The organism is Micromonospora sp. NPDC005087 (assembly GCF_042872965.1).
GTDB lineage: Bacteria > Actinomycetota > Actinomycetes > Mycobacteriales > Micromonosporaceae > Micromonospora.
Window position 1 is genome coordinate 799,448 of record NZ_JBIALB010000001.1, and the last position, 20,970, is coordinate 820,417.

General features: G+C 73.0%; 19 protein-coding genes. 6 read left to right on the top strand and 13 right to left on the bottom strand.

The window, feature by feature from the left end:
- Positions 1 to 21: 21 nt before the first annotated feature.
- The gene (locus ACFYPS_RS03765; RefSeq protein WP_354965187.1) at positions 22 to 531 is read right to left on the bottom strand and encodes a DUF664 domain-containing protein; all 510 of its coding nucleotides are present in this window, start codon (positions 529 to 531) and stop codon (positions 22 to 24) included.
- A 21-nt stretch (positions 532 to 552) separates the two neighbouring features.
- Positions 553 to 1,581 (bottom strand): aldo/keto reductase, encoded by a 1,029-nt coding sequence (locus ACFYPS_RS03770; protein WP_354965188.1) that lies wholly within the window; start codon positions 1,579 to 1,581, stop codon positions 553 to 555.
- 506 nt (positions 1,582 to 2,087) lie between these two features.
- Between ACFYPS_RS03770 and ACFYPS_RS03775 the strand changes: the two genes are divergently transcribed.
- From ACFYPS_RS03775 to ACFYPS_RS03785, 3 genes are all read left to right on the top strand, one after another.
- Positions 2,088 to 2,753, top strand: coding sequence for a hypothetical protein (locus ACFYPS_RS03775; protein ID WP_354965189.1), 666 nt, complete (start codon positions 2,088 to 2,090; stop codon positions 2,751 to 2,753).
- Between the two features lie 242 nt (positions 2,754 to 2,995).
- Positions 2,996 to 3,421: a hypothetical protein gene (locus tag ACFYPS_RS03780; RefSeq protein WP_354965190.1), complete on the top strand. Its 426-nt coding sequence runs from the start codon at positions 2,996 to 2,998 to the stop codon at positions 3,419 to 3,421.
- 59 nt (positions 3,422 to 3,480) lie between these two features.
- Positions 3,481 to 5,034, top strand: a complete 1,554-nt coding sequence (locus ACFYPS_RS03785; RefSeq protein WP_354965191.1) for a glycosyltransferase family 39 protein — start codon at positions 3,481 to 3,483, stop codon at positions 5,032 to 5,034.
- A 7-nt stretch (positions 5,035 to 5,041) separates the two neighbouring features.
- Here the strand turns inward: ACFYPS_RS03785 and ACFYPS_RS03790 are convergent, their stop codons facing one another.
- Complete coding sequence (locus ACFYPS_RS03790; protein ID WP_354965192.1) at positions 5,042 to 5,527, bottom strand: Rrf2 family transcriptional regulator; 486 nt, start codon at positions 5,525 to 5,527, stop codon at positions 5,042 to 5,044.
- A gap of 140 nt (positions 5,528 to 5,667) precedes the next feature.
- Between ACFYPS_RS03790 and ACFYPS_RS03795 the strand changes: the two genes are divergently transcribed.
- Entirely contained in the window at positions 5,668 to 6,402 is a 735-nt protein-coding gene (locus ACFYPS_RS03795; RefSeq protein ID WP_387322579.1) for an SDR family oxidoreductase, read from the top strand.
- Between the two features lie 87 nt (positions 6,403 to 6,489).
- On the opposite strand, the gene ACFYPS_RS03800 is transcribed toward ACFYPS_RS03795, so the two are convergent.
- Positions 6,490 to 7,230, bottom strand: coding sequence for a hypothetical protein (locus ACFYPS_RS03800; RefSeq protein ID WP_354965194.1), 741 nt, complete (start codon positions 7,228 to 7,230; stop codon positions 6,490 to 6,492).
- Between the two features lie 516 nt (positions 7,231 to 7,746).
- Here ACFYPS_RS03800 and ACFYPS_RS03805 point away from each other — a divergent pair.
- Together ACFYPS_RS03805 and ACFYPS_RS03810 are read left to right on the top strand one after the other, a co-directional pair.
- Positions 7,747 to 10,524 carry a LuxR C-terminal-related transcriptional regulator gene (locus ACFYPS_RS03805; RefSeq protein ID WP_354965195.1) on the top strand — a complete coding sequence of 926 codons (2,778 nt, stop codon included), beginning with the start codon at positions 7,747 to 7,749 and terminating at the stop codon, positions 10,522 to 10,524.
- Positions 10,525 to 10,701: 177 nt separating this feature from the next.
- Positions 10,702 to 11,247: a hypothetical protein gene (locus ACFYPS_RS03810; protein ID WP_354965196.1), complete on the top strand. Its 546-nt coding sequence runs from the start codon at positions 10,702 to 10,704 to the stop codon at positions 11,245 to 11,247.
- On the opposite strand, the gene ACFYPS_RS03815 is transcribed toward ACFYPS_RS03810, so the two are convergent.
- The 9 genes from ACFYPS_RS03815 to ACFYPS_RS03855 are packed head-to-tail and all read right to left on the bottom strand — an operon-like array spanning position 11,234 to position 20,968.
- Positions 11,234 to 11,791, bottom strand: coding sequence for an NAD(P)H-dependent oxidoreductase (locus tag ACFYPS_RS03815; protein WP_354965197.1), 558 nt, complete (start codon positions 11,789 to 11,791; stop codon positions 11,234 to 11,236). The genes ACFYPS_RS03810 and ACFYPS_RS03815 overlap by 14 nt on opposite strands.
- A 23-nt stretch (positions 11,792 to 11,814) precedes the next feature.
- The gene (locus tag ACFYPS_RS03820) at positions 11,815 to 12,945 is read right to left on the bottom strand and encodes an LLM class flavin-dependent oxidoreductase (RefSeq protein WP_354965198.1); all 1,131 of its coding nucleotides are present in this window, start codon (positions 12,943 to 12,945) and stop codon (positions 11,815 to 11,817) included.
- Between the two features lie 4 nt (positions 12,946 to 12,949).
- A complete protein-coding gene (locus ACFYPS_RS03825) occupies positions 12,950 to 15,730 on the bottom strand; it encodes a cytochrome P450 (RefSeq protein ID WP_354965199.1) in 2,781 nt (926 codons plus the stop codon).
- Positions 15,731 to 15,754: 24 nt separating this feature from the next.
- The gene (locus tag ACFYPS_RS03830) at positions 15,755 to 16,492 is read right to left on the bottom strand and encodes a class II aldolase/adducin family protein (protein ID WP_354965200.1); all 738 of its coding nucleotides are present in this window, start codon (positions 16,490 to 16,492) and stop codon (positions 15,755 to 15,757) included.
- The gene (locus ACFYPS_RS03835; RefSeq protein ID WP_387322583.1) at positions 16,485 to 17,177 is read right to left on the bottom strand and encodes a 2-hydroxychromene-2-carboxylate isomerase; all 693 of its coding nucleotides are present in this window, start codon (positions 17,175 to 17,177) and stop codon (positions 16,485 to 16,487) included. Before ACFYPS_RS03835 ends, ACFYPS_RS03830 begins: the two co-directional genes overlap by 8 nt.
- On the bottom strand, positions 17,177 to 18,085 hold the full coding sequence (locus ACFYPS_RS03840; protein WP_354965202.1) for a thioesterase family protein: 909 nt from the start codon (positions 18,083 to 18,085) through the stop codon (positions 17,177 to 17,179). The genes ACFYPS_RS03835 and ACFYPS_RS03840 overlap by 1 nt, the downstream gene beginning before the upstream one ends.
- Complete coding sequence (locus tag ACFYPS_RS03845) at positions 18,082 to 18,891, bottom strand: alpha/beta fold hydrolase (protein ID WP_387322585.1); 810 nt, start codon at positions 18,889 to 18,891, stop codon at positions 18,082 to 18,084. The genes ACFYPS_RS03840 and ACFYPS_RS03845 overlap by 4 nt, the downstream gene beginning before the upstream one ends.
- Complete coding sequence (locus ACFYPS_RS03850) at positions 18,888 to 19,856, bottom strand: beta-ketoacyl synthase N-terminal-like domain-containing protein (RefSeq protein ID WP_387322587.1); 969 nt, start codon at positions 19,854 to 19,856, stop codon at positions 18,888 to 18,890. The genes ACFYPS_RS03845 and ACFYPS_RS03850 overlap by 4 nt, the downstream gene beginning before the upstream one ends.
- Entirely contained in the window at positions 19,853 to 20,968 is a 1,116-nt protein-coding gene (locus ACFYPS_RS03855; RefSeq protein ID WP_354965205.1) for a beta-ketoacyl synthase N-terminal-like domain-containing protein, read from the bottom strand. Before ACFYPS_RS03855 ends, ACFYPS_RS03850 begins: the two co-directional genes overlap by 4 nt.
- Between the last annotated feature and the right edge of the window lie 2 nt (positions 20,969 to 20,970).

Genomic DNA, 20,970 nt, shown 5'->3' on the forward strand with positions numbered 1-20,970 from the left:
CGGGTTCGACCGGTCGCCGGATCATTCTCCGGTCGGCCCACCCGCAAGCTCGGTCACGACGTCGAGGTGGCCGAGGTGGCGGGCGTACTCCTGGAGCAGGTGGAACAGCACCCGCTCCAGCGACGCGGGTTCGGCGCCGTCCCATCGCGGGCCTGGCGCGCCGATCTCCGCCAGGTCGTGGGCCGTCACCACCGCGCTGGTGTGCGCACCCTGCGCCCGCAGCGCCGCCACCAGCTCCGAGCGGGTCTCCTCCGGGGCGACGTACCAGCGATCCCCCCGGCGGTCACCCCACGGCTCGGGGACGTCCCGGCCCTGGAAACCCCACTCGATCCAGCGCAGCTCGACGTACCGCAGGTGCTTGAGCAGCTCCAGCGGGGTCCAACCCGACGGCAGGCCGCTGCGCCGCAGGTCCGACTCGGCCAGCGCCGACACCTTGGTCAACACGGACTCCCGGAAGTAGTCCAGGTAGCGCAGGAAGACCTCGGTGCGGCTGCCGGCGGGGCTCGTGGGCTCGGGGAAGGGCGTGGTCATCGGCCCATTGTGCGGGGCGGGTCAGCCGGCGGGCAGGTCGCGCCCACGCTGCTGAACACCGGCGGCGCCATACGGATAGTCACCCACCGGTGGGGCGCTCGCCTCGTCCAGCAGCCGGGTCTGCTCGGCGTCGAGGACCAGGTCCGCGGCGGTCAGGTTGTCGTCGAGCTGCGCCGTGGTGCGCGCCCCGAGGATCACCGAGGTGACCGCCGGACGGGCCGCCAGCCAGGCGAGCGACACCGCGGACATGGACACGCCCCGCTCGCCGGCAACCTGGCCGACCGCGTCGATCACCCGCCAGGTGCGGTCCTGGGCGTTGCGGCCCGCGTACGCCTCGACGCCGCGCTGCGGATTCTCGCCGAGTCGGGTGGCCCCGGTGGGCGTGCTGTCCCGCCGGTACTTGCCGCTCAGCCAGCCACCGCCCAGCGGCGACCACGGCAGGATGCCGATGCCCTCGTTCTCACAGACCGGCACCAACTCGAACTCGATCTCCCGGGCCAGCAGGTTGTACTGCGGCTGCAGGGTTACGATCGGGGCGAGGTTGAGGTGCTGGCTGAGCAGGGCGGCCTTCTGCAACTGCCAACCGGTGAAGTTGCTGACCCCCGCGTAGCGGATCTTGCCCGCGCGGACCGCGTCGTCGAAGAACCGCAGCGTCTCCGGCAGCGGGGTCAGCGGGTCCCAGGCGTGCGCCTGGTAGAGGTCGACGGCCTCGACGCCGAGTCGCCGGAGGCTGGCGTCCAGGGCACGGGTGAGGTGCACCCGGGACAGGCCGGCGTCGTTCGCCCCCGGGCCCATCGGGAACCGCCCCTTGGTGGCGATGACCAACCGGTCGCGCACGCCGGGCCGCGCGGCCAACCAGCGGCCGACGATCTCCTCGGAGACCCCGGCGGAATAGACGTCGGCGGTGTCGATGAACGTGCCGCCGGCCTCCACGAACCGGTCCAGCTGGGCGAAGCTGCCCGCCTCGTCGGTCTCCGCGCCGAAGGTCATCGTGCCCAGACACAGGGTCGACACCACCGTGCCGGTGGCGCCCAGAGTGCGATAGCGCATGTCTTCCTCTCAGTCGAGCGACCTTGCCGATCTTGCCACCGCCGCCCTGGCCTCGACCGCGGGGGCGGTCGCTTGCGGGACCCGGACCCCGAGGCGAGAGGAAGGTGACTCGTCCGTCCGCAAAGAACCTTGGGACCGTTCGTCCTGTTTCATCACTCAGGAAACCTGTTGGGGTGTTTGGTGGCTTTTGCGTCTTTCGTCCTGTCTTGCCCCTCAGTACACGGATGGGCTGTACAGTGCTGTTTGCCGGCTAAATCCTGTCTCATTACTCAGCGGGCGATCGTTCCTTTCGACCGCTAACAGCCCATATTTCGGGATATGCGAATGCCGAAACATCCGTCGAAGCCTGTGTCGCGAATCAGGACATACGCCAACAAGCTCCCCATAACCTCGACCGGTGGCTGTTCACATGTCTTTCGATGGGTTGCCAGGTCGCCCTCAGCACGTTCTGCCCGCTGTCCTGTCCCGACCCATCGAACCGGTGTTCGTGGACGCCACTGGGCGGCGTGGTCCTGCTGCAGACCGCGGCGCCGGCACTGGGCGGGCCGGTGGATTCGGTACTGACCGACCTGGCCACGTTCGGCGCCTGCTGGCTCCTGGGCTTCGCACACCGCGACGGTCAGCTGCAACGGCTCCCACTTCGGTCCCTGCTGGCCCTGGCGGCACTGTGCCCGGGACTCGCCGTCGGCTGGCTCGTCACCCACCCGGGCGGCGGGCTCGACCTCAACGACATCCCGGTGGCGCAGGCATTCTGGTCGCTCGGAATCGTGCTGCTGCTGTTGCGGGTGTCCCCACCGATGACCTGGCTGGCCCGGATCCGGCCACTCGACCGGCTGGTCACCGGGTTGAACAGCCGGGCCCTGACCATCTACCTCTGGCACAACGCCGCCATCGCGGTCTGCTTCGCCGTCGGCGACCTGCTCGGGGTCTGGCGCCTCGGCAAGCTGGGCTACCTGGTGGTGGCCCTGGTGCTTCTCACCGGCCTGGTTCTGGCCCTCGGTTGGATCGAGGACCTCAGCGCCCGGCGGTCCCCTCGTTTGCTGCCCTGGCCCCGGCCGCAGCGAACAACAGGGCGGGATCGGGCAGTACAGCCGGCTTCGGGGGCCGCCGTGGCCGATGAACAGGACGTTCCAGAAGTGCGCCACGAACACGCTCGATCAGTACTGACGTGAGCGTTGTTCCACGCGAAAGCACGCCGCGACGGCATGGCCGGAAACGACACGGCCCGGCTGAGCCGCCGCCGGCGGGAGACGGTGATGGGGGTGATCACCGTCGGCCGGCACGGGCCTCGCCTCCTACGGGCCCGTGCCGGCCACCCAACAGAAGGCACAGTGAAGCGACCGCGACGGCGAGGTGCCGGCGAGGTCCGGGCCAGCAGGCTTCTGCCAGCCCGGTTAACGGAGAGGAGACGGTGATGTGGCAGCTGCCCACACCGGCAGAGCAGGAGCTGTGGAACGCCGTGGTGGCCGGGGTGCGAGCGGCCAACCAGAAGGACCACGCGCAGTTCCAGACTTCCATCGACCGCCTTCTGCGGCTGCCCCACGCGTGGGCGCACCAGGTCCTCAGGGACACCGCAGGGCTGCTCGCCGAGAAGCTGGACCCGGACGGGTGGGATCGGTGGTCGCTGCTGGCCGTACTGCTCCCTGGCGGTCACCGACCGCCGGTCACCGACCTACCCGGCGAACCGGAGCACACGCGGCATCGACTACTGCTCATCGCCCAGCTGGCGGACGCCGCGCAGGTCGGCGTCGGGGCATTCGTTGACGTCGCATTGGGCAAGAACAAGCGGGCTGGTGGAACTCTCGCCGTATCGGTCCCCCACTGCCGGACCGGGCGCTGACGCCCGAAGCAGCCAGATGGAGGGCGTGAGCAGCGCGGTGGATCGGTGATGATGGGTGCGTGAGCGAACCCGGCACCGCCACCGACCGCCCCCACCAGCCGGCCCCAACGTCCCCGCCGCCGGGGCCATCGACGCCCGGCCCCCGCACGCTCGGGCCGTGGCTGGTGGCCGCGGCGGTCAGCGTGACGCTGCTGGTGCTCGCCGGCCGCTACGGCTATCACCGCGACGAGTTGTACTTCCTGCTCTGCGGCCGGCACCTCGACTGGGGCTACGTCGACCAGGGTCCGCTGGTCCCGGCGCTGGCCCGGCTGCTCGACACGATCGCGCCCGGCAACCTGGTCGTGCTGCGCACCCCGTCGGCACTGCTGGCCGGTGGTGCGGTCCTGCTGGTCGCCGCCATCGCCCGGGAGCTGGGCGCCGGCCGGGGCGGGCAGAGCTTCGCGGCGCTGCTCGCCGGGCTGTCCGGCATCGTGCTCGCGGGCGGGCATCTGCTCAGCACCACCACCGTCGACCCGCTGGCCTGGCTGGCCGCCGTGCTGTGCGCGGTGCGGCTGCTGCGCACCGGCGACAGCCGGTGGGCGCTCGGCATCGGGCTGGCACTCGGCGTGGGCATGCTCAACAAGCTGCTGCCCGCGCTGCTGGCCGTGGGCCTGATCGCCGGGGTGGGCATCGCCGGGCCGCGCCGGCTGCTGCGCGACCGGTGGGTGCTCGCCGCCGCCGGGATCGCGGCGCTGCTGGCCGCGCCGAACCTGATCTGGCAGGCCGCGCACGGGTTTCCGCAGCTGTCGGTGGCCGCCTCGATCTCCGGTGGCGACAGCTCCTACAGTGGCCGCCTCGACGCGCTGACCCTCCAGTTCGTCATCATCAGCCCGTACGCGGTGCCGATCTGGATCGCCGGGCTCGTCGCGTTGCTGCGCCGGTCGGCGTGGCGGGCGTACCGGGCGGTGGGCTGGTCGTGGCTGGTCGTGGTCGGCATCGTGCTGATCGCCGGCGGGAAGGGCTACTACGACGCGCCGCTGCTGCTGGTCCTGACCGCCGCCGGGGCAACGGTCATCGCCGCCTGGGCGTCGCGCGGTGCGGTCGGGCCGCGCCGGAGTCTGCTCGCGCTGGGCGCGGTGCCGCTGTTGCTACCCAACATCGTGCTGCTGCTGCCGGTGCTGCCGGCCGACCGGTTGCCCGGCTTCGTGGTGGACGTCAACTACGACGCCGGTGAAACCATCGGCTGGCCGGCGTTCGCCGACTCGGTCGCCACCGTCCACCGTGGCCTGCCACTTCAGGAGCGCTCGCGGACGGTCATCCTGACCGGCAACTACGGCGAGGCCGGCGCGCTGGCCCGCTACGGCCCGGCCCATGATCTGCCCCGCGCGTATTCCGGGCACAACAGCATGGTCGACTTCGGCCGACCACCCGCCGACGCCGACGTGGTGATCGTCGTCGGGTGGGAACGCTCCGCCCCGCTGAACGCCTGGTTCGACGAGTGCGCACTCGCCGGGCGGGTGGACCAGCGGGTCGAGGTGGACAACGACGAGAACGGCGGCCCGATCTTCGTGTGCCGGGGGCTGCGGCGTCCGTGGGCGCAGATCTGGGACACCGAGGTACGCCACGCCGGCTGACGGCGGGTCAGTGGTCGTTGGCGCCGGTCAGCCAGGTGCCCACCGCGGGCAGTGCCTCCGGGCCGGAGTCGGTGCCGACGTCGCGGGCGAGATCGGCGATCGTGACCGCGGCGAGCGCCTCGCGCCACGCCTCCTCGGCGGTCCACATGGCGCGGGCGACCGGGCACGCCCGGGTGCAGGCGTTGGCCGGGGTCGCCATCGGGCCGCGTTGTCGGATCTCGGTGCAGACGAAGGCGGGCCCGGGGCCGTCGACGGCCCGCACCACGTCGAGCAACGTGATGCTTCCCGGTGCGCGGGTCAGCGCGTAGCCACCGGACTTGCCCTGCACGGAGTGGATGAGGCCGGCGCGGGCGAGCGACTGGAGCTGCTTGGCGAGGTAGCTGCTGGAGACGTCGTGCAGTTCCGCGAGCTTGGCCGCCGGGACGGGCCTGCTGCTGACCGTGAGGACGACGCAGCAGTGCAGCGCCCACTCGACCCCGCCGGACATCTTCATCGCTTCACCCTAGCCACCCCGATACTCGGACTCATCCTATCCGAGTACAGTTCCCGGACATAAGAAGTCCGAGTATCCGGCCCGGCAGAGACGTCGCCGGACAAACGGGCTGCAATCACCACAGGGAAGGTGGAACGAACATGAAGATCGCCGTGATGGGCGGGACCGGCCTGATCGGGTCCCAGGTCGTCAAGATCCTGCAGGCGGCCGGGCACGACGCGCTGCCGCACTCCCAGTCGACCGGGGTCGACCTCCTCACCGGGCAGGGTCTGGCCGAGGCGCTCAAGGACACCGACGTCGTCGTCAACCTGACGAACTCGCCGACCTTCGACGACGCCTCCCCCGCCTTCTTCCAGACGACCATGGACAACCTCCTGACCGCCGCCGAGCGGGCCGGCGTCGGGCACGCGGTGGTCCTCTCCATCGTGGGCGTCGACCTGGTCCCCGACCTGGCCTACTACCGCGCCAAGGCCCTCCAGGAGGACATCCTCAAGGCCGGTCCCGTTCCGTACTCAATCGTCCGCGTCACCCAGTTCTTCGAGTTCGTCGACGCGGTCATGTCCTGGACCGCCGACGAGAACACCGTCCGCCTGCCCAGCCGCCCGCTGCAGCCCATGGCGGCGGCCGACGTCGCCCAGGCCGTCGCCGACGTCAGCATGGGCGCTCCCCTGCAGGGCACCCGCAACGTCGCCGGTCCCGACGTCTTCCCGCTCGACGAGCTGGGCCGAATCACCCTCGCCGCCAAGGGCGACCAGCGCACCGTCACCACCGACGACAGCGCCGGGATGTTCGCGGCGACGCCCAGCGGCGTGCTGATCGCCACCCAGGACGCCGTGATCGCGCCCACCTCCTACCGGGACTGGCTCGCCCGCTGACCCTGGCAAGCAGGGTGGTGTCCGGCGTCGGGACCATCGGTCGCCCCGACGCCGGAGGGCCGCGGACGAGCGACCCCGGGTGCCCACTCAGCTATTCGGGCGGACCGCCCCGGCATGCAGGACACTCAGGTGTGACCGCGTCGAGTGGCGCGGGGTCCGGCGCCGCGACAGCGTACGGATCAGGTCGGCGTGCACGCGCTGCTCGTCACGAGGGCTGAGCCCGAGCTGATTGTGCAGCAGGTGGACCAGGTCGAACGTCATCGCGCCGTCGTACCCGGGGGCGCGGCGGCACGCCTCCAACAGGCGCGACCAGCAGGTCAGCGGATGACGTTCGGTGGCCAGCGCGGCGGAGATCCGCTGCCAGCGAGCGCCCGGCAGGACGGTCACGCCCTCGGACGTGGTGGGCTCGGCCCCGCTCCGCACGGCGGGACAACTGCGCACGGCCGCCACCATCGCAAGGTCGGCGGCGGCGGCGAGCCGGGCCTGGCGACCAGGGGTCATTCCGATCAGATCGACCGCCACGCCGACCAGTCGTGGATCGCGGGCCGACGGAGCGCCGAGGTCCGGGGCGTGCACGGGCCCCTCCGCACCGACCGCCGCACACAGCCCGGCCAGTCGGGCCGCCAGCAGTCGCGGCGCGCGGCCCAACAGGTGGAGGTTGACCACCCGGGGCGACTGTCGGGTGAATGACCAGCCGGACAGTTCGTCGGCGGCCTGGAGGTCGCGCAGCAGTGGACTGACACCGCGGGTGAGGAACGCGTCGGCCACTGCGGCGCGGGGCGGCAATAGGCACTGGAATGCGTGCCATCGCTCCGACTCGTTCAGCATCCCCTCCACATTTACCGAATTGTCCAGATAGGATCGGTAATGAACGGTCATCCGAAGTCCCCCCAAGGCGTCGCACCGCCGGAGTCGACATTAAGCGACGCAGAACGATGCGACAGTAGGGGAAACCCCACATTGTCGTGTACCCAACGCAACCGTCGGTACGCGCTGGGTCAAGAACGAAGTCCACTATTTCGGTTTTTGGGTATCAACATTTGCTCTCTTCGGCAATAGGACCAACCGGTCGCGTGATCGCCGTTCTTGGCTTGCCACCCTAGAGTTGCATCTGCCGCTCGCCCGAGCGCCGGCAATTGGCACCGCCGGCATCGGGCACGCCGAGAGGCCCGAACGGGACACATCCTGGGGGTGGCAGTTGAAACTGGACCGAAGCTCGCCGCATCGTCGCGGACAACCAGGCCGCCCGGCCGTCGTCGCACCGCACGACGCGCGTCCGACCGCGCCCACGCGGCGGCGCACCTCTGCGGGCGGCGCCGCACGAGCGTTCGTCGCGGACCACCGATGAACACCAGCGAGGAGGACCTCGCCCCGACAGTGTCGGGCGACCCTCTCGAGCCCCTGGTCGGCCGCAACTGCGCGCTCGACCTGTTCGACCGGGCACTGGCGAGTGTCCGCGACGGCCAGCCAACGATGATCGAGTTCGTGGGCGACCCCGGCACGGGCAAGACGCGGCTGCTGCGCGAGGTCGCCGCGCGGGCCCGACGGGCCGGCGTACCGGTGCTGGCCGCCGCCGGGCGCGACGGTGACCAGGTCGAGGCGGCCCTCGCCAGTCTGCTGGACGCGCCGGCGACCCCGCTGCTGTTCCTCGTGGACGACCTGCACACCGTCTCGCCCGCGACGGCGGCCCTGCTGGGCCGACTCGCGCAGGTGCCGTCCCCAGGTCTGCTGTGGGTCACCGCGTACCGGCCGCGGCAGATGCCCTCCTGCGCGACGGCGGCGCTCGCCGCCGGGATCTACCTGAGCCGCCGGGCGGTCACCCTGAGCCCGCTCGATCCGGCCAGCGTCGCCGCGCTGCTCGGGCTGCCGGAAGGGCGCGCCGCCCAGCGGGTGCACGTGCTCTCCGGCGGTGTGCCCCGCTACGTGCTGGCCTACCGGCCGGGCGCCTTGGACGGTCCGGTCGCCGCCCTGCGTGGCCTACCCACCGAGCTGCCCGTCGACGTCACCGGCGCGGTCCAGCTCGACCTCGACGGGCTGACCGACGAGCAACGGCAGATGCTGGAGGTCGTCTCGGTGTGCCCGTGCGGGTTCGAGCCGGCACTGGCCGCGGCGTTGGCCGGCCGCGGCCCGGAGGTCACCAGCGATCTGCTGGACGCGCTGGTGGCCGCCGACCTGTTGCGCACCGACCCCACCGAGGCGTCGACCCTGTCGTTCCGCCACGAGGTGGACCGCACCGTGGTGTACCGCTCGCTCTCCCCCGGCCGGCGACGACGACTGCACGCCACGGCGGCCAGCGTCCTGCGCGATGCCGGACATCCGGTGAGCCGGTACGCCGAGCACCTGTCGGCCAGCGGGCAGTGCGCCGAACCAGCGACGGCCGACGCGCTCATCGAGGCCGCGGAGAGCGCGCTGGCGCCCCGACTCGACGCGATCCGCTGGTTGACCAACGTGCAACGGCTGCTGCCCGCCGCCGAGGTCACCGAGCCGCGCCGCACCCGGCTGGAGTTCGCCATGGCCGACGCGCTGGTCGGTGCGGGCCACCTGCGCCAGGCCCGCACCCTGTTGCAGGAGCTCACCCGCCGTCCGCTCGCCGACTGCGACCAGCGGCTGCGGGCGCTGGCCGCGCGGGCGCGCGTGGAACGACTGCTGGGCCGGCCGTTCGACGCGTACGCGCTGCTGCTGCCGCACCGCGACGAGCGGGTCGCGCCGCGCACCCGTTTCCTGCTGACCACCGAGACGGCGATCGCCGGAGTCCTCAGTGGATCCGTGAACGCGGTGGAGGACGCACGGGGTCTGGATCTGCTGGCCGCGCAGACCGGTGAGCCGGTCTGCGCCACGACGGCGGCGGTGGTGCAGGCGTTCGTGGCGGCGTACAGCGACTGCGGGATTCACGTGCCGGAGACACTGGACCGGGCATCGTCCGAGGTGGACGCACTCGCCGACACCGATCTCGCCCAACACCCGGACCTGCTGGCCCTGCTCGGTTGGGCGGAGTACTTCCACGAACGGGAACGCTCGGCCCTGCACCACTTCGACCGCGCGCTGGACATCTGTTGCCGCTCCGGTCTGGTGGCGCTGACCCCCTGGCTGCTGGTCGGCCGGTGCGCGGTGACCGCCCGGTTGGGCAACCTGGACCGCGCCCGATTCGAGGGCGAGGACGCCGAGGAGGTGGCCGTCGCCATGGGCGTCGACCCCTTGGTGGCGCTGGCGCGCGCGTACCGGGCGATCGCCGTGGCGTGGCGCAGCGGCCCGACGGCGGGCCGTCAGCTGGCCGACGCCGCCGTGTTGGACGCCGGCACCCGGCGGGAGAACTGGTACGACGGGGCGAGCCAGCGGGTGGCGGTGCGCCTGCGGTTCCTGGCCGGTGACCGGGCCGGCTCGACGTCGACGTTGCTGCGGGCCTGCGGCGGAGACGGTCTCGACCACGTCGAGCTGACCAATCGGGCGTGCTGGGCCTCGGCGCTGGCCGAGATGGCCCACAAGGCCGGTCGTCGGGACACGGCGGCGCGCTGGTTGACCGTGGCCGAGCGGTACGCCGAACGGCTGGGGCTACGGGGGCAGAGCGCGCTGACCCGGACCGCCCGGGCCCGGCTGACCCTGGAGGCCGATCCGCGGCGCGCGGCAGAGCTGGCCGCCGCCGCGGCGGACACCTTCGCGACCCTCGGTTGGCGACTGGAGGAGGCATCGGCACGGCTGGTGCGGGCACGGGCCCTGTGTGAGGCGCGGGAGTGGGCCGCAGCCGAGGTCGAGCTCGCCGAGACGCGGCGCATCGCGGAGCTGGTCGACTCCCCGCCGCTGCGGAGAGCCGTGGCCGGCGAGCAGAGTCGTGCCGCGGGCGCGGCCGGGCGCCTGCCGGATGCGGTCCCCGGCGGGGAGCTGACCCTGACGCGCCGGGAGTGGGACATCGCCCGGCTGGTGGCGGCGGGTGCGAGCAACGCCGAAGCCGCGGACCAGGTGTACGTGACGGTCAAGACGGTGGAGGCTCACCTGACCCGCATCTTCCGCAAGACCGGGGTGTCGTCGCGGGCCGGGCTGGCGGCGCTGCTGGTCTCCGGAGGGGTCAACCATCGAGGGTCTGGCGAGGATCGCGGGTCCGCACGGAGAACCCGATTTGATCAGTGATGCCCACTATCAAACGGAGATGAGGGATAGGCGTCCCGTGGGGAGTGTCGGATATCTCGCCTTCTGCCTGCCAGAATCTGATATCTTGTCTCCCACCAACGGCCAAACCCGACAGGGTTGACCGGCGGGCCGGAAGCCGCACTGGCTCTCCCGGAGATGCGCAAGAAAGGCATCGTCGTGAGTCAATACATCATCACCATCGTGCCCGTCGAGGACGACGGTGAGGAGATCACCGGCCCCGTGGCGCAGACCGTCGTCCGTCTGGAGACCGGGAACGGCCACCCGGTCGTGCGGGAGCTCACCGTCCGCGCGCCACAGAGCGCCGGCCTGACCGGCGAGCTGCCGTACGTCGACTTCGACGCCCTGCTGCGCGCCTTCATCCCGCCGCAGGACCGAGACCGGAGCCGCCCGGTCGGCGACATCCCGCCGGCCGCCTCCCGTCCGGCCGTGACGGTCGGGCCGGTCCCCGCAACCACCGCCGCGGCCCCCCGCCCGCAGACGCCCCGCCCCGCCCACCGGGCCGCTGAAGCCGAGCGGCTCAGCCGGCTCAAGGCCGGGCGCGCCTACCGCCGGGCACCCGACCCCGCGGACCTGGAGGCGGTCTACGAGCAGGTCGGCACGATCAGCCGGGTGGCCGAGCACTTCGACGTCCCGGTGCACACGGCGCAGGGCTGGATCAGCCGGATGCGCCGCAAGCACGATACCGAGGTCAACGCCGGCTGACTCCGGGCTCGGCTGCCGGGTCGGGCACGTCGGCCAGCGCGTCCGCCACCGCTGGCGCCGCCCGGTCCAGCCAGAGCCCGATGCCGACCTCCGCCGTGTCGAAGTCCCGTTCGAGCACGCACAAACCCGAGGTGGGTACGCACGCGCCCACCTCGGCCAGGAGGGCACCCAGGTAGGTGTCGACGACGTGCCGATGACCGGATCGGGCCGCGGTCATCAGCGGCACCGCCACCACCCCGGCCAGCGCGCCCCGGGGCAGCACGTCGACGAAGAGCTTCAACAAACCGCTGTACGCCGCCTTGAACGTGGGACTGGCCACCAAGAGCAGCCCCGGTCGGCGTACCGCTTCCAGCACCTCGTCGAGGGTCTCCGGCCGGCTGCCCTGACCGACCAGCTCGGCCGTCAGCTCGGACAGGTCGATCACGGTCGGCGTTGCGACCGGGGTCGGGCAGTGGGTCAGCCGGGCCCGCAGCGCCGCCGCGGTGGCCAGCGCGACGGTCCGCGTCCGCGAGTGCGGCTTCGGGTTGCCGATCAGTGTGGTCATCGGCAGTTCCGTGCCGGACGACGTCATCGGCCCACCGCCAGCTCCGGGGTCCGCGCGGCGCCGGCGTCGAGGAGACCGTCGTGCCGCAGCAGCGGCAGCACCCCCTCACCGAACCAGTACGCCTCCTCCAGGTGCGGCTGCCCGGACAGGATCAGATGCTCGACCCCCGCGGCGTGGTATTCGGCGATCCGCTCCGCGACCTCCTCGTGGCTGCCGACCAGCGCCGCGCCGGCGCCCGGCCGGATCAGGGAGTAGCCCGCCCAGACGTTCGGGTACACCTCCATCCGGGCGTTGCCGCCCGCGTGCAGCGCCGCCGCCCGCCGCTGCCCCTCCGAGTCGGTACGGGCGAACCGCTGGCGGGCGGCGGTGATGCGCGCCGAGTCGACGCCGGCGAGCAGCCGGTCCGCCTCAGCCCACGCCTCCCGGGCGGTGTCCCTGGTGATCACGTGCAGTCGACTCCCGGTGCGCAGCGTCCGCCCGGCCTCCGCCGCCAGGTCGCGTGCCCGGCCCAGCAGCTCCCCGAGCTGGGTGGGTGTCTCACCCCAGGCCAGGTAGACGTCCGCGTGCTGGGCCGCCGCCCGCTGTGCCGCCGGCGAGGACCCGCCCAGGAACACGGCCGGCGCGGTGGCCGGAGGCCGGGCCAGCAGCGCGGCCTTCATCCGGTAGTGCTCGCCGGTGTGGTCGACCGGCTGGCCGCCCCAGAGGCCGCCCAGCACGGTGAGGAACTCCTCCGCGCGGGCGTAGCGGGCGTCGTGGTCCAGCCAGTCGCCGTAGCGGCGCTGCTCGTCCGGGTCGCTGCCGGCCACGATGTTGAGCAGCACCCGGCCGGCGGAGACGCGTTGCAGGGTCGCGGCCATCTGGGCCACCAGCGTGGGTGAGGCCAGCCCCGGCCGCAGCGCGATCATGAACTTCAGCCGCTCGGTCTGCGCGGCCAACGCGGACGCCACCACCCACGGGTCCTCACAGAACAGTCCGGCCGGGGTGAGCACGCTGGTGAACCCCAGCCGGTCGGCGGCGCGGGCCACCTGGGCCAGATAGCCGATGTCCGGCGGCCGGCGGGTGACGCGGGTCGGCCTGGCGCCGCCCCGGGCCGGCTCGGCCAGGTCACGGCCGTCTCCATGCGACGGCAGGAACCAGTGCAGGTCCAGTGGCATGGGGTCACTCCCCTTCCGGCGCGGCGTCGAAGCGCGCGGGCATCGCGGTGATGGCGTTCATGAAGTTGGTCCGCATCCGGCGCACCGGCCCGGTCGGTCGAAGCCGGGCCAGATGCGGGCGGATCGCGGTGAGGAAGGCCGCCATCTCCAGCCGGGCCAGGTGCGCGCCCAGGCAGAAGTGCGGCCCGATGCCGAACGCCAGGTGCGGGTTGGGATCACGACCGAGGTCCAGCCGGTCCGGGTCCGCGAAGGCGGCCGGGTCCCGGTTGGCCGAGGCGTAGTAGATGACCACCTTGTCCCCGGCGGCGATCCGGGTGCCGTCGAGGACCGTGTCGCGGGTGGCGGTCCGCCGGAACTGCATGATCGGCGTGACCCAGCGCAGCAGCTCCTCCACCGCGGTCCCGGTCAGGTCGGGGTCGGCGATCAGCCGATCCCGCTGCTCGGGGCGCTCCAGCAGCGCCTGCACCCCGTTGGAGATCAGGTGCCGGGTGGTCTCGTTGCCGGCGATGACGAGCAGCAGCCAGAGCTGGCACAGTTGCGCGTCGGTCAGGCCCCGGCCGTCGGCCTCGGCGTGCACCAGCAAACTGAGCAGGTCGTCGGTCGGCCGGGCGCGCCGCTCCGCGGCCAACTGCCGGACGTACGCGAAGGCGGCGGCGAAGGTGTCCCGGTACCGGTCCACGCTGCCACCGCCGTACCGCGGATCGTCGAACCCGACCAGGTTGTTGCTCCACTCGAACAGCAGCGTGCGGTCCGCCTGCGGCATGCCCAGCAGGTCGGTGAGGACGAGCAGCGGCAACTCCGCCGCGAGGTCCGTCACCACGTCGATCTCCCGGGCGGCCACCGCCCGCGAGACCACCTCCTCGGCGTGTCGGGTGACCAGCTCACCCAGGCGACCCACCGCGCGCGGGGTGAACGCCCCCGCCACCAGCCGACGCACCCAGGCGTGCTCCGGAGCGTCCATGTTGATCAGAAGCTGCCGGTTGCGGTGCAGGTCCTGCAGGGTCCGGGGGTCGGCGAGGAACGCCCCGCTGGCCGCGGACGAGAACGTCGCCGGGTCGCGGGACACCTCGGACACCGCGGCGTACCGGGTGACGGCCCAGAAGCCCCGGCCCTGGGAGCGCACCGACCGGTCCTGGTCGGTACGGGTCAGCTCGACCTCGTCGACCCAGGCCACCGGCGTGTCCCGCCGGCGGCGGGCGAACTCGTCGTGCGGCACGCCGGTCAGGTAGCTGGCCGGGTCCGCGAGCAGACTCGGCGACACCGGAGCCTGCCGGTAACGGTCCCGCAACGCCCGCCGGGGCAGCTTGCCGGTGGGCTCGCGGGGGATCCGGTCGATCACCTCGTACGAGCGTGGCACCTTGAAACCGGCCAGGCTGGCCCGGCAGTGCGCGTCCAGGACCCGGTCGATGTCCTCGGCCGGCCACGCCGGGTCGAGCTGCACCACCGCCCGGACCTGCTCGCCGAACTCCTGGTCCGGCACCCCGATGACCACGCCGTCCTGCACGGCGGGGTGGGTCAGCAGCACCGCCTCCACCTCGGCCGGGTAGACGTTCACCCCGCCGGTGACGATCAGCTCCGCCGAGCGGCCGGTGAGGAACAGGTAGCCGTCCTCGTCCAGGCGGCCGAGGTCGCCGACGGTGAAGGTGTGCGGGGCGACGTGCGCCTGCTCGGTCTGCTCCGGGGCGTTGTGGTAGTGGAATCCCCGGCCCGGAGGCCGCCGGACGGCCACCCGGCCCTCCTGCCCGGCGGGCACCGGTCGGCCCTCGTCGTCGATGACCACCACCTCGGTGGGCGGTGCCGGCCGGCCCACCGTGCCCGGCCGGGCCAGCCAGGTGTGCGAGTCGGCGAGGGTGACGATGCCGGCCTCGGTCGCGGCGTAGTACTCCACGAACACCGGCCCCCACCAGTCGATCATCGCCCGCTTGGTCTCCGGTGGACAGGGGCCGCCGCCGTGCCAGATCCGGGTCAGGCTGGCGCCGGAGAACGCCGCCCGGGTGGCGGCGTCGACCCGGAGCAGGCGGATGAACTGGGTCGGCACCAGATGACTGATCGTGATCTTCTCTTCGTCGATCAGTCGCAGCACCTCGACCGGGTCGAACCCGCGGCGCATCACCAGCCCGCACCCGCGCAGCAGCGGAAACTGGGCGAAGAACAGCTGCGCCGAGTGGTACCAGGGACCGACCAGCAGCGCCTGGCCCTCGGTCGGGATGCCCAGCCCGCCGCCCAGCATCTCGGTGGTGGCGGCCACCCGGTCGACCGGAGCGCCGACCTTCAGCAGCGGATTGACCACCCCCTTGGGGCGTCCGCTGGTGCCCGAGGTGTAGAGCAGCACACCACCGGAGACCGTCGGGACCGCCGGGCCCTCAGGCAGGTCGTCCACCAGCGTGAAACCCTCCCCGCCGTCGACTGTCATCAACAGCTCGGGCGCCACCGGTGTGCGGGCCACCGCCTCGCGTACGGTCGCGGCGTACGTCGCCTCGGTGAGCACCGCCCTGGCGTTGCAGTCGGTCAGGATGTGGGCGATCTCCGGTGCGGTGAGGTGCCAGTTGACCGGCACCGCCACCAGCCCCGCGTGCACGCAGGCCAGCAGCGCCTCGAAGGTCTCGTGCCGGTTGCCGAGCACAAACGCCACCCGGTCCCCCACGTCCAGGCCGGCCCCGCGCAGCACGCCGATCCACCGGTCCACCGACCGGTCCAGCTCCGCCCACGTCCGCGTGGTCCGCTCGTCGGTCAGCGCTACGTCGCCGGCCCGGTCCCGGACCATGTTCTTCAGCAGCTCGGCCACTGGTCACTCCTGTCTGCGCGTGATTCAGTCCGTGAGGTCGGAGCTGAGGGCCAGGACGTGCTCCGCGACCGGCCGGAAGTTCAGTCGGGCGATCTGCGGGGTGCCGATGTCCGCCCGGGCGGCTCGGGCCGCATCGGCGGGAATCACCACCAGCTCACCGGCCGCCTGGGCGAGCAGCTGCACCTGGCAGCAGCGGTCCATCGCCAGGAACCACCAGGCGGCCTCGGCCACCGAACCGCCGACCGTGAGCAGGCCGTGGTTGCGCAGGATGACCGCCTTGCCGGTGCCCAGCGTCGCCGCGATCCGGTCGCCCTCCGCGCCGTCGAGGACCACCCCGCCGTACTCGTCGTGGACCTCGTGGTCCTCGAAGAAGGCGCAGGCGTCCTGGGTGATCGGGGCGAGCGGCCGACCCAGCGCCGAGAACGCCCGACCGTGGATCGAGTGGGTGTGGGCGGCGGCCACCGCGTCCGGGCGTGCCTTGTGGATGGCCGAGTGGATGGCGTACCCGGCGGGGTTGATCCGGCCCGTGCCGTCGACCACGTCCCCCGTGTGGTCGACCCGCAGCAGGTCGTCGTCGCGGACGTGCCCGAAGTGCCGGCCGAACGGGTTGATCCAGAAGGTGTCCGGCTCGATCGGGTCCCGGGCGGTGACGTGGCCACCGGCGCCCTCGTCGAACCCGGCCAGGGCGAAGGCACGCAACGTCAGGATCAACTGCCGGCGGCAGTGGGCCCGCTCCCGCTCCGGATCTCTTCGCTCAGCCACAGCCGCCTCCGGTGTCGGTGTCGTAGCCGCCCACTCCCGCCGTCACCGCCGGCGGCGTGACCGGTGTGCCGGTCCGCTGGGCGTACGCGGTGAGGAAGTCGTCCACCCGGTCCACTCCCCAGAACCGGTGCGGGCCCAGCCGCAGGTAGGGAATGCCGAAGATGTCCTCCTCGTAGGCCCGCAGCAGGCAGTCCACCCCGGCGGACCGGACCGTGGAGTCCTCGACCGCGCCGAGCACCACCGCCGGGTCCACCCCGGCCCGCTCGGCGACCCGGGAGATCACCTCTGGTGTGCACACGTCCTCGCCCCGTTGCCAGCGGGCGGCGATGACCTCCCGGTAGAACGCCTCCCCCGCTCCCCGCTCCCGCGCGGCCAGCCAGCCCAGGTGCGGCACCTCCCACCAGGGGTCGATGTCGATCGGCCAGCGCATCGGCAGGTCCAGCCGCTGGGCCTGCCGCTTGGCGTCCTGGAGCAGGTACAGGTGCTTCGGCTTGCTCATCTGCACGTAGTGGAAGGCGCCGCCGCGGGCTCTGAGCGCCGCCTCGGTGCGCTCGTCCGGGTCCCAGTAGGGGATGAACTCCAGCACCTCCTGCGGTCGGCCCAGTGTCCGGGTCAGCCGCTCCACCGCCAGCCAGCTGTACGGGCTGCGGAAGGAGAAGTACAGGCGGGGGCGCTTGACGGCCATCACCGACCTCCGTCGGTGAGGGCCGCGACGGTGTCCGGGTCGAGGGTGGCCAGCCGGCCCGCCTCCGGCCCCCGGCTGACGGCGTACCCGTGCAGGATGCTGGCGGTCGCCACCCGGACCAGGCGTCCCTCGCGCCGGACGTGACAGTCCATCCGCGCGTCGTACGTGACGTCCTTGAGCACGTCGGTGACGGTGAAGGTGATCCACATGGGCTCGTCGAGGTGGGCGTCGCCGAGCACCTCGATCCGTGCCCGGGAGACCACCGGGATCCAGCCCCGCTCGCGCAGCATCCGACCCACCGACACGCCCCGGTCGGCGAGGTAGCGGTCGACCACCTCCTCGAGCAGCCGGACGTACCCGGAGTGCTGCACGCGCTGGGAGTACTGGCAGTAGAAGTAGGGCACCCGCCAGGGCCACACGAATCCCGCGCCGGCGGCGCGCAGGGTCGCGGCCGGGTCCGCGCCGGCGGGGACGCCCGGCTCACCGGCGGCCGGCTCCTCCGCGAGGCCGGCCAGTTCCGCCGGCAGGGGCGCCGCCTGCGGTACGTCCGCCTCCCGGACCAGGGCGACCCGCACCCGGGCCCGGCACACGGTGACGTCGGCGTCGCGGCGGACGTTCATCCGGACCGCGAACCGGCCGTTGGCGCCGGGGGTCGTCACCACCGTCGCCTCGTCGTCGACATCGAGCACGGCGGGCAGCAGCAGCGAGCAGTCCCGGATCGACAACCCCACCCCGTGTTCGTGGTAGAGCCGGCCCGGGCCGTGCCCGTGTTCCCGGAACCACTGCAGGACGCCCTGCTCCACCAGGTACGCGAAGTGTTTGAACCCGATCCAGGTGCGGATGTTCGCGCCCTCGAAACCGGGCCGGGCGGACAGTGTCACGGATGCGTTCTCAACCGCCGTGGTCACGGCGTACCTCCTCGGATCGCGGGGTCGGGGCAGACCTTCTCGACGAAGCCCGCGACGTGTCGGGCCACCTCGGCCGCCCGGTCGAGATGACAGAAGTGGTGAAAGTCGGACTCGACGACGACGTGCGCGTCGGGCAGTTGGACCCGCAGTGCGCCGACGCGCGGGCCGTCGAGGCCGGGGTCCCGGCCGCCGGTGAGCACCATGGTCGGCACGGTCACCGCGTGCAGCGGCAGGTGGGCGGTCGCGGTGAAGTGGTCGAACAGCGTCGTGAAGCCGACCGGCCCGATCCGCTCCACCATGATGTCCCGCATGGCGGCCAGCGTCTCCGCGTCCAGATCGGCCAGCCGAGGGCCGAGGCGGTTGCGCAGCCCCTCGTCGATGATCTGCACGAAGTTGGCCTGCGCCCGCTCGTGCACCGCCCAGGTGATCGGCAGGTCGGGCGGGCAGTAGAACGGCGCGATGAGCATCGCGCCGCGGGGTGCGACGTCCGGTTCGGTGGCCACCATCTCCAGCACCGCGTTCGCGCCGAGCGAGTGCCCGATCACGACGTCGGGTGGCGTGGCCATGGCGCGTACGGCGGCGGCCAGCCAGGACCCCGGGGTGCCCCGACGCCGCCAGCGGTGGTCGGTGCCGGCCTTCCACGGCAGTTCGGCCGCGAGCAGCCGCCAGCCGCTGGGTAGCCGCGCCGCCAAGGGCCGCCAACTCCGCCAGGTGTCGGACATGCCGTGCGCGAGGAGCACGGTCGGCGCCCCGGATCCGGGGCCGGCGAGCCGGTGCACGGCGACCGGGGGTGGCGTGCCGCTCATCGCGGTCCCACCAGGACACTCAGCTCGCGGACACCGTCGACGGGGTCGCCGCAGCGGACCGTGACGCTCGTCGCCTCGCCGCCGCCCAGCCGTACAGCCAGCGCGGTGTGCACGACGCCCGCGGCGCCGTAGTGGTCGCCGGCCAGGACGGTCGAGTCGACCAGGGGCGCGTGCGGTGAGCCGTCGGTGGGGGCACCCGCCCGGACCGGCCCCAACAGGGCCAGCGGTCGCTGTGGCGCGCCGACCGGGCTGAGCAGCAGGCAGGCCGCCCCGGCCCGCAGGGGCCGCCCGGCGACAGCACCCTCCCGGGCGGCGTGCAGGGCCTGGGCCTGCGGGTCGTCCGGTTCCGTGCCGACCACGACCACCCGGTCGGCGCGCCCGGTACGCAGCAGCAGCCCTGCCAGCCAGATCGCGTCCAGGCCCGCGGTGGCCCCGGAGCAGACGGTGAGGTTGGGCCCTCCGAACCGGAACCAGATGGCGATTGCCCCGGCGATGACGTTGCTGGAGGCGTTCGGCGCTTCGAGGGGCCCGACCTCGCGTGGGCCGCCGTCGCGCAGCCGGCAGGCGATGTCGCCGACGGTCGCGACGTTGCCCAGGTTGGAACTGACCACCACGGCCATACCCGGGTCCGCCGGCCCGGTCCGGCGGGGCGCCTTCGGCGGCAGGCCCAACGCCCGGTGCACGGCGCAGAGGGCGAGCCGGGTGGCCGGCTCCTTGGCCAGCAGGCCTTTACGGCCGAGCAGGTCGGCGGCCCGCTCGGAAGGACAGGCCGGCTCGTCGTCGGCGACACCGTCCGGCAGGCCGACCCCGGGCAGGTGCAGGGAGGCGGCGAGGACGGCGGCGATCGGCCGATCCGGACCGTTCCCGGTCCCGGCCGAGTCGGTGGCGGGCGACCCGTCCGGCGGCATCTGCACGGAGCGGTCCGAGGGCGGCGCGAGGTGCGCGGCGTCGGCGCGGCCGGTCATCGCAGCGCCTCCAGGAGGGTGACGGCGTTGAGACCGCCGAAGCCGAACGCGTCGACCTGCGCCACTCGCGGGTCGGCCCGGACGGCCGCGTCGCGGACCAGCCGCAGCCCGGCCGCCTCGGATGCCGGTCGGGTCAGCCCGACCACCGGCGGAACCCGGCCGGTACGCAGGATCTCGATGGCGACGGCGACGCTGAGCAGCGCCGATCCGCCGGACGTGTGGCCCACGGCGCCCTTCACGGCGGTGACCAGGGGCCCGGGCTCGCAGCCGGCGAACACCTCCGCGACGACGCGCGCCTCGGTCTCGTCGTTCAGCGCGGTGCCGGTGCCGTGCGCCAGCACGAGATCGACCTGGTCGGGCCGGCGGTCGGCACGGCGGTGAGCGTCGTGGACGGCCCGCAGGATGCCGGCCGGGTCGGGTGCCGTCTCGTGCCCGGCGTCGCAGGACAGCCCGGTGGCGAGCAACCGGGCCAGGCCGGCGCCGGAACGTTCCGGCTCGACCACCAGGACCGCCGCGCCGTCGCCGAGCAGCACGCCGGCCCGATCGGCGTCGAAGGGCCGCACCCGGTGTGCCGGCCGGCTGGCCACCCGACCGATCATCGCGAGCATGGAGGCGGTGCTGCCGTCGGTGCCGCCGACCAGCACGGCGTCCGCCTCACCAGTCTCCACCAGATCCTGCGCCAGAGCGAGGGCGTGCCCGCCGGCGCTGCACGCGTTGGCCAGGGTCACCACCCGCCGCACGCCGGGTGCCGCCGTGGTGACCGCGCCAGCGAAGTGCAGCCGCTCGGCGGGAAAGTCGACCGTCCCGCTCAGGGCCGCGCGCTCCACCTCCGCCGACTCGCGCAGCCCACTGCCGATGAGGCTGACCACCCGCCGTCGACGCGGGTCGAGGCCGGCAGCGGCGAGGGCCTCCGCCACGCACTCGGTCAGCCAGCGGCTCGGGCCGAACGGCCGGTCGTCGGCGATCGGGTAGCCGTGCCCGACGCCCACCCGAGCGGGGTCCGTCCGCCGCAGCGGGGCGGTACCGCAGTCACCCCGCAGCAGCGCCGCGAAGGTGGCCGGGCCGTCGCCGAAGCAGGTACGGACCGCGCTGGCGGTGATGGTCGCCGGCATGT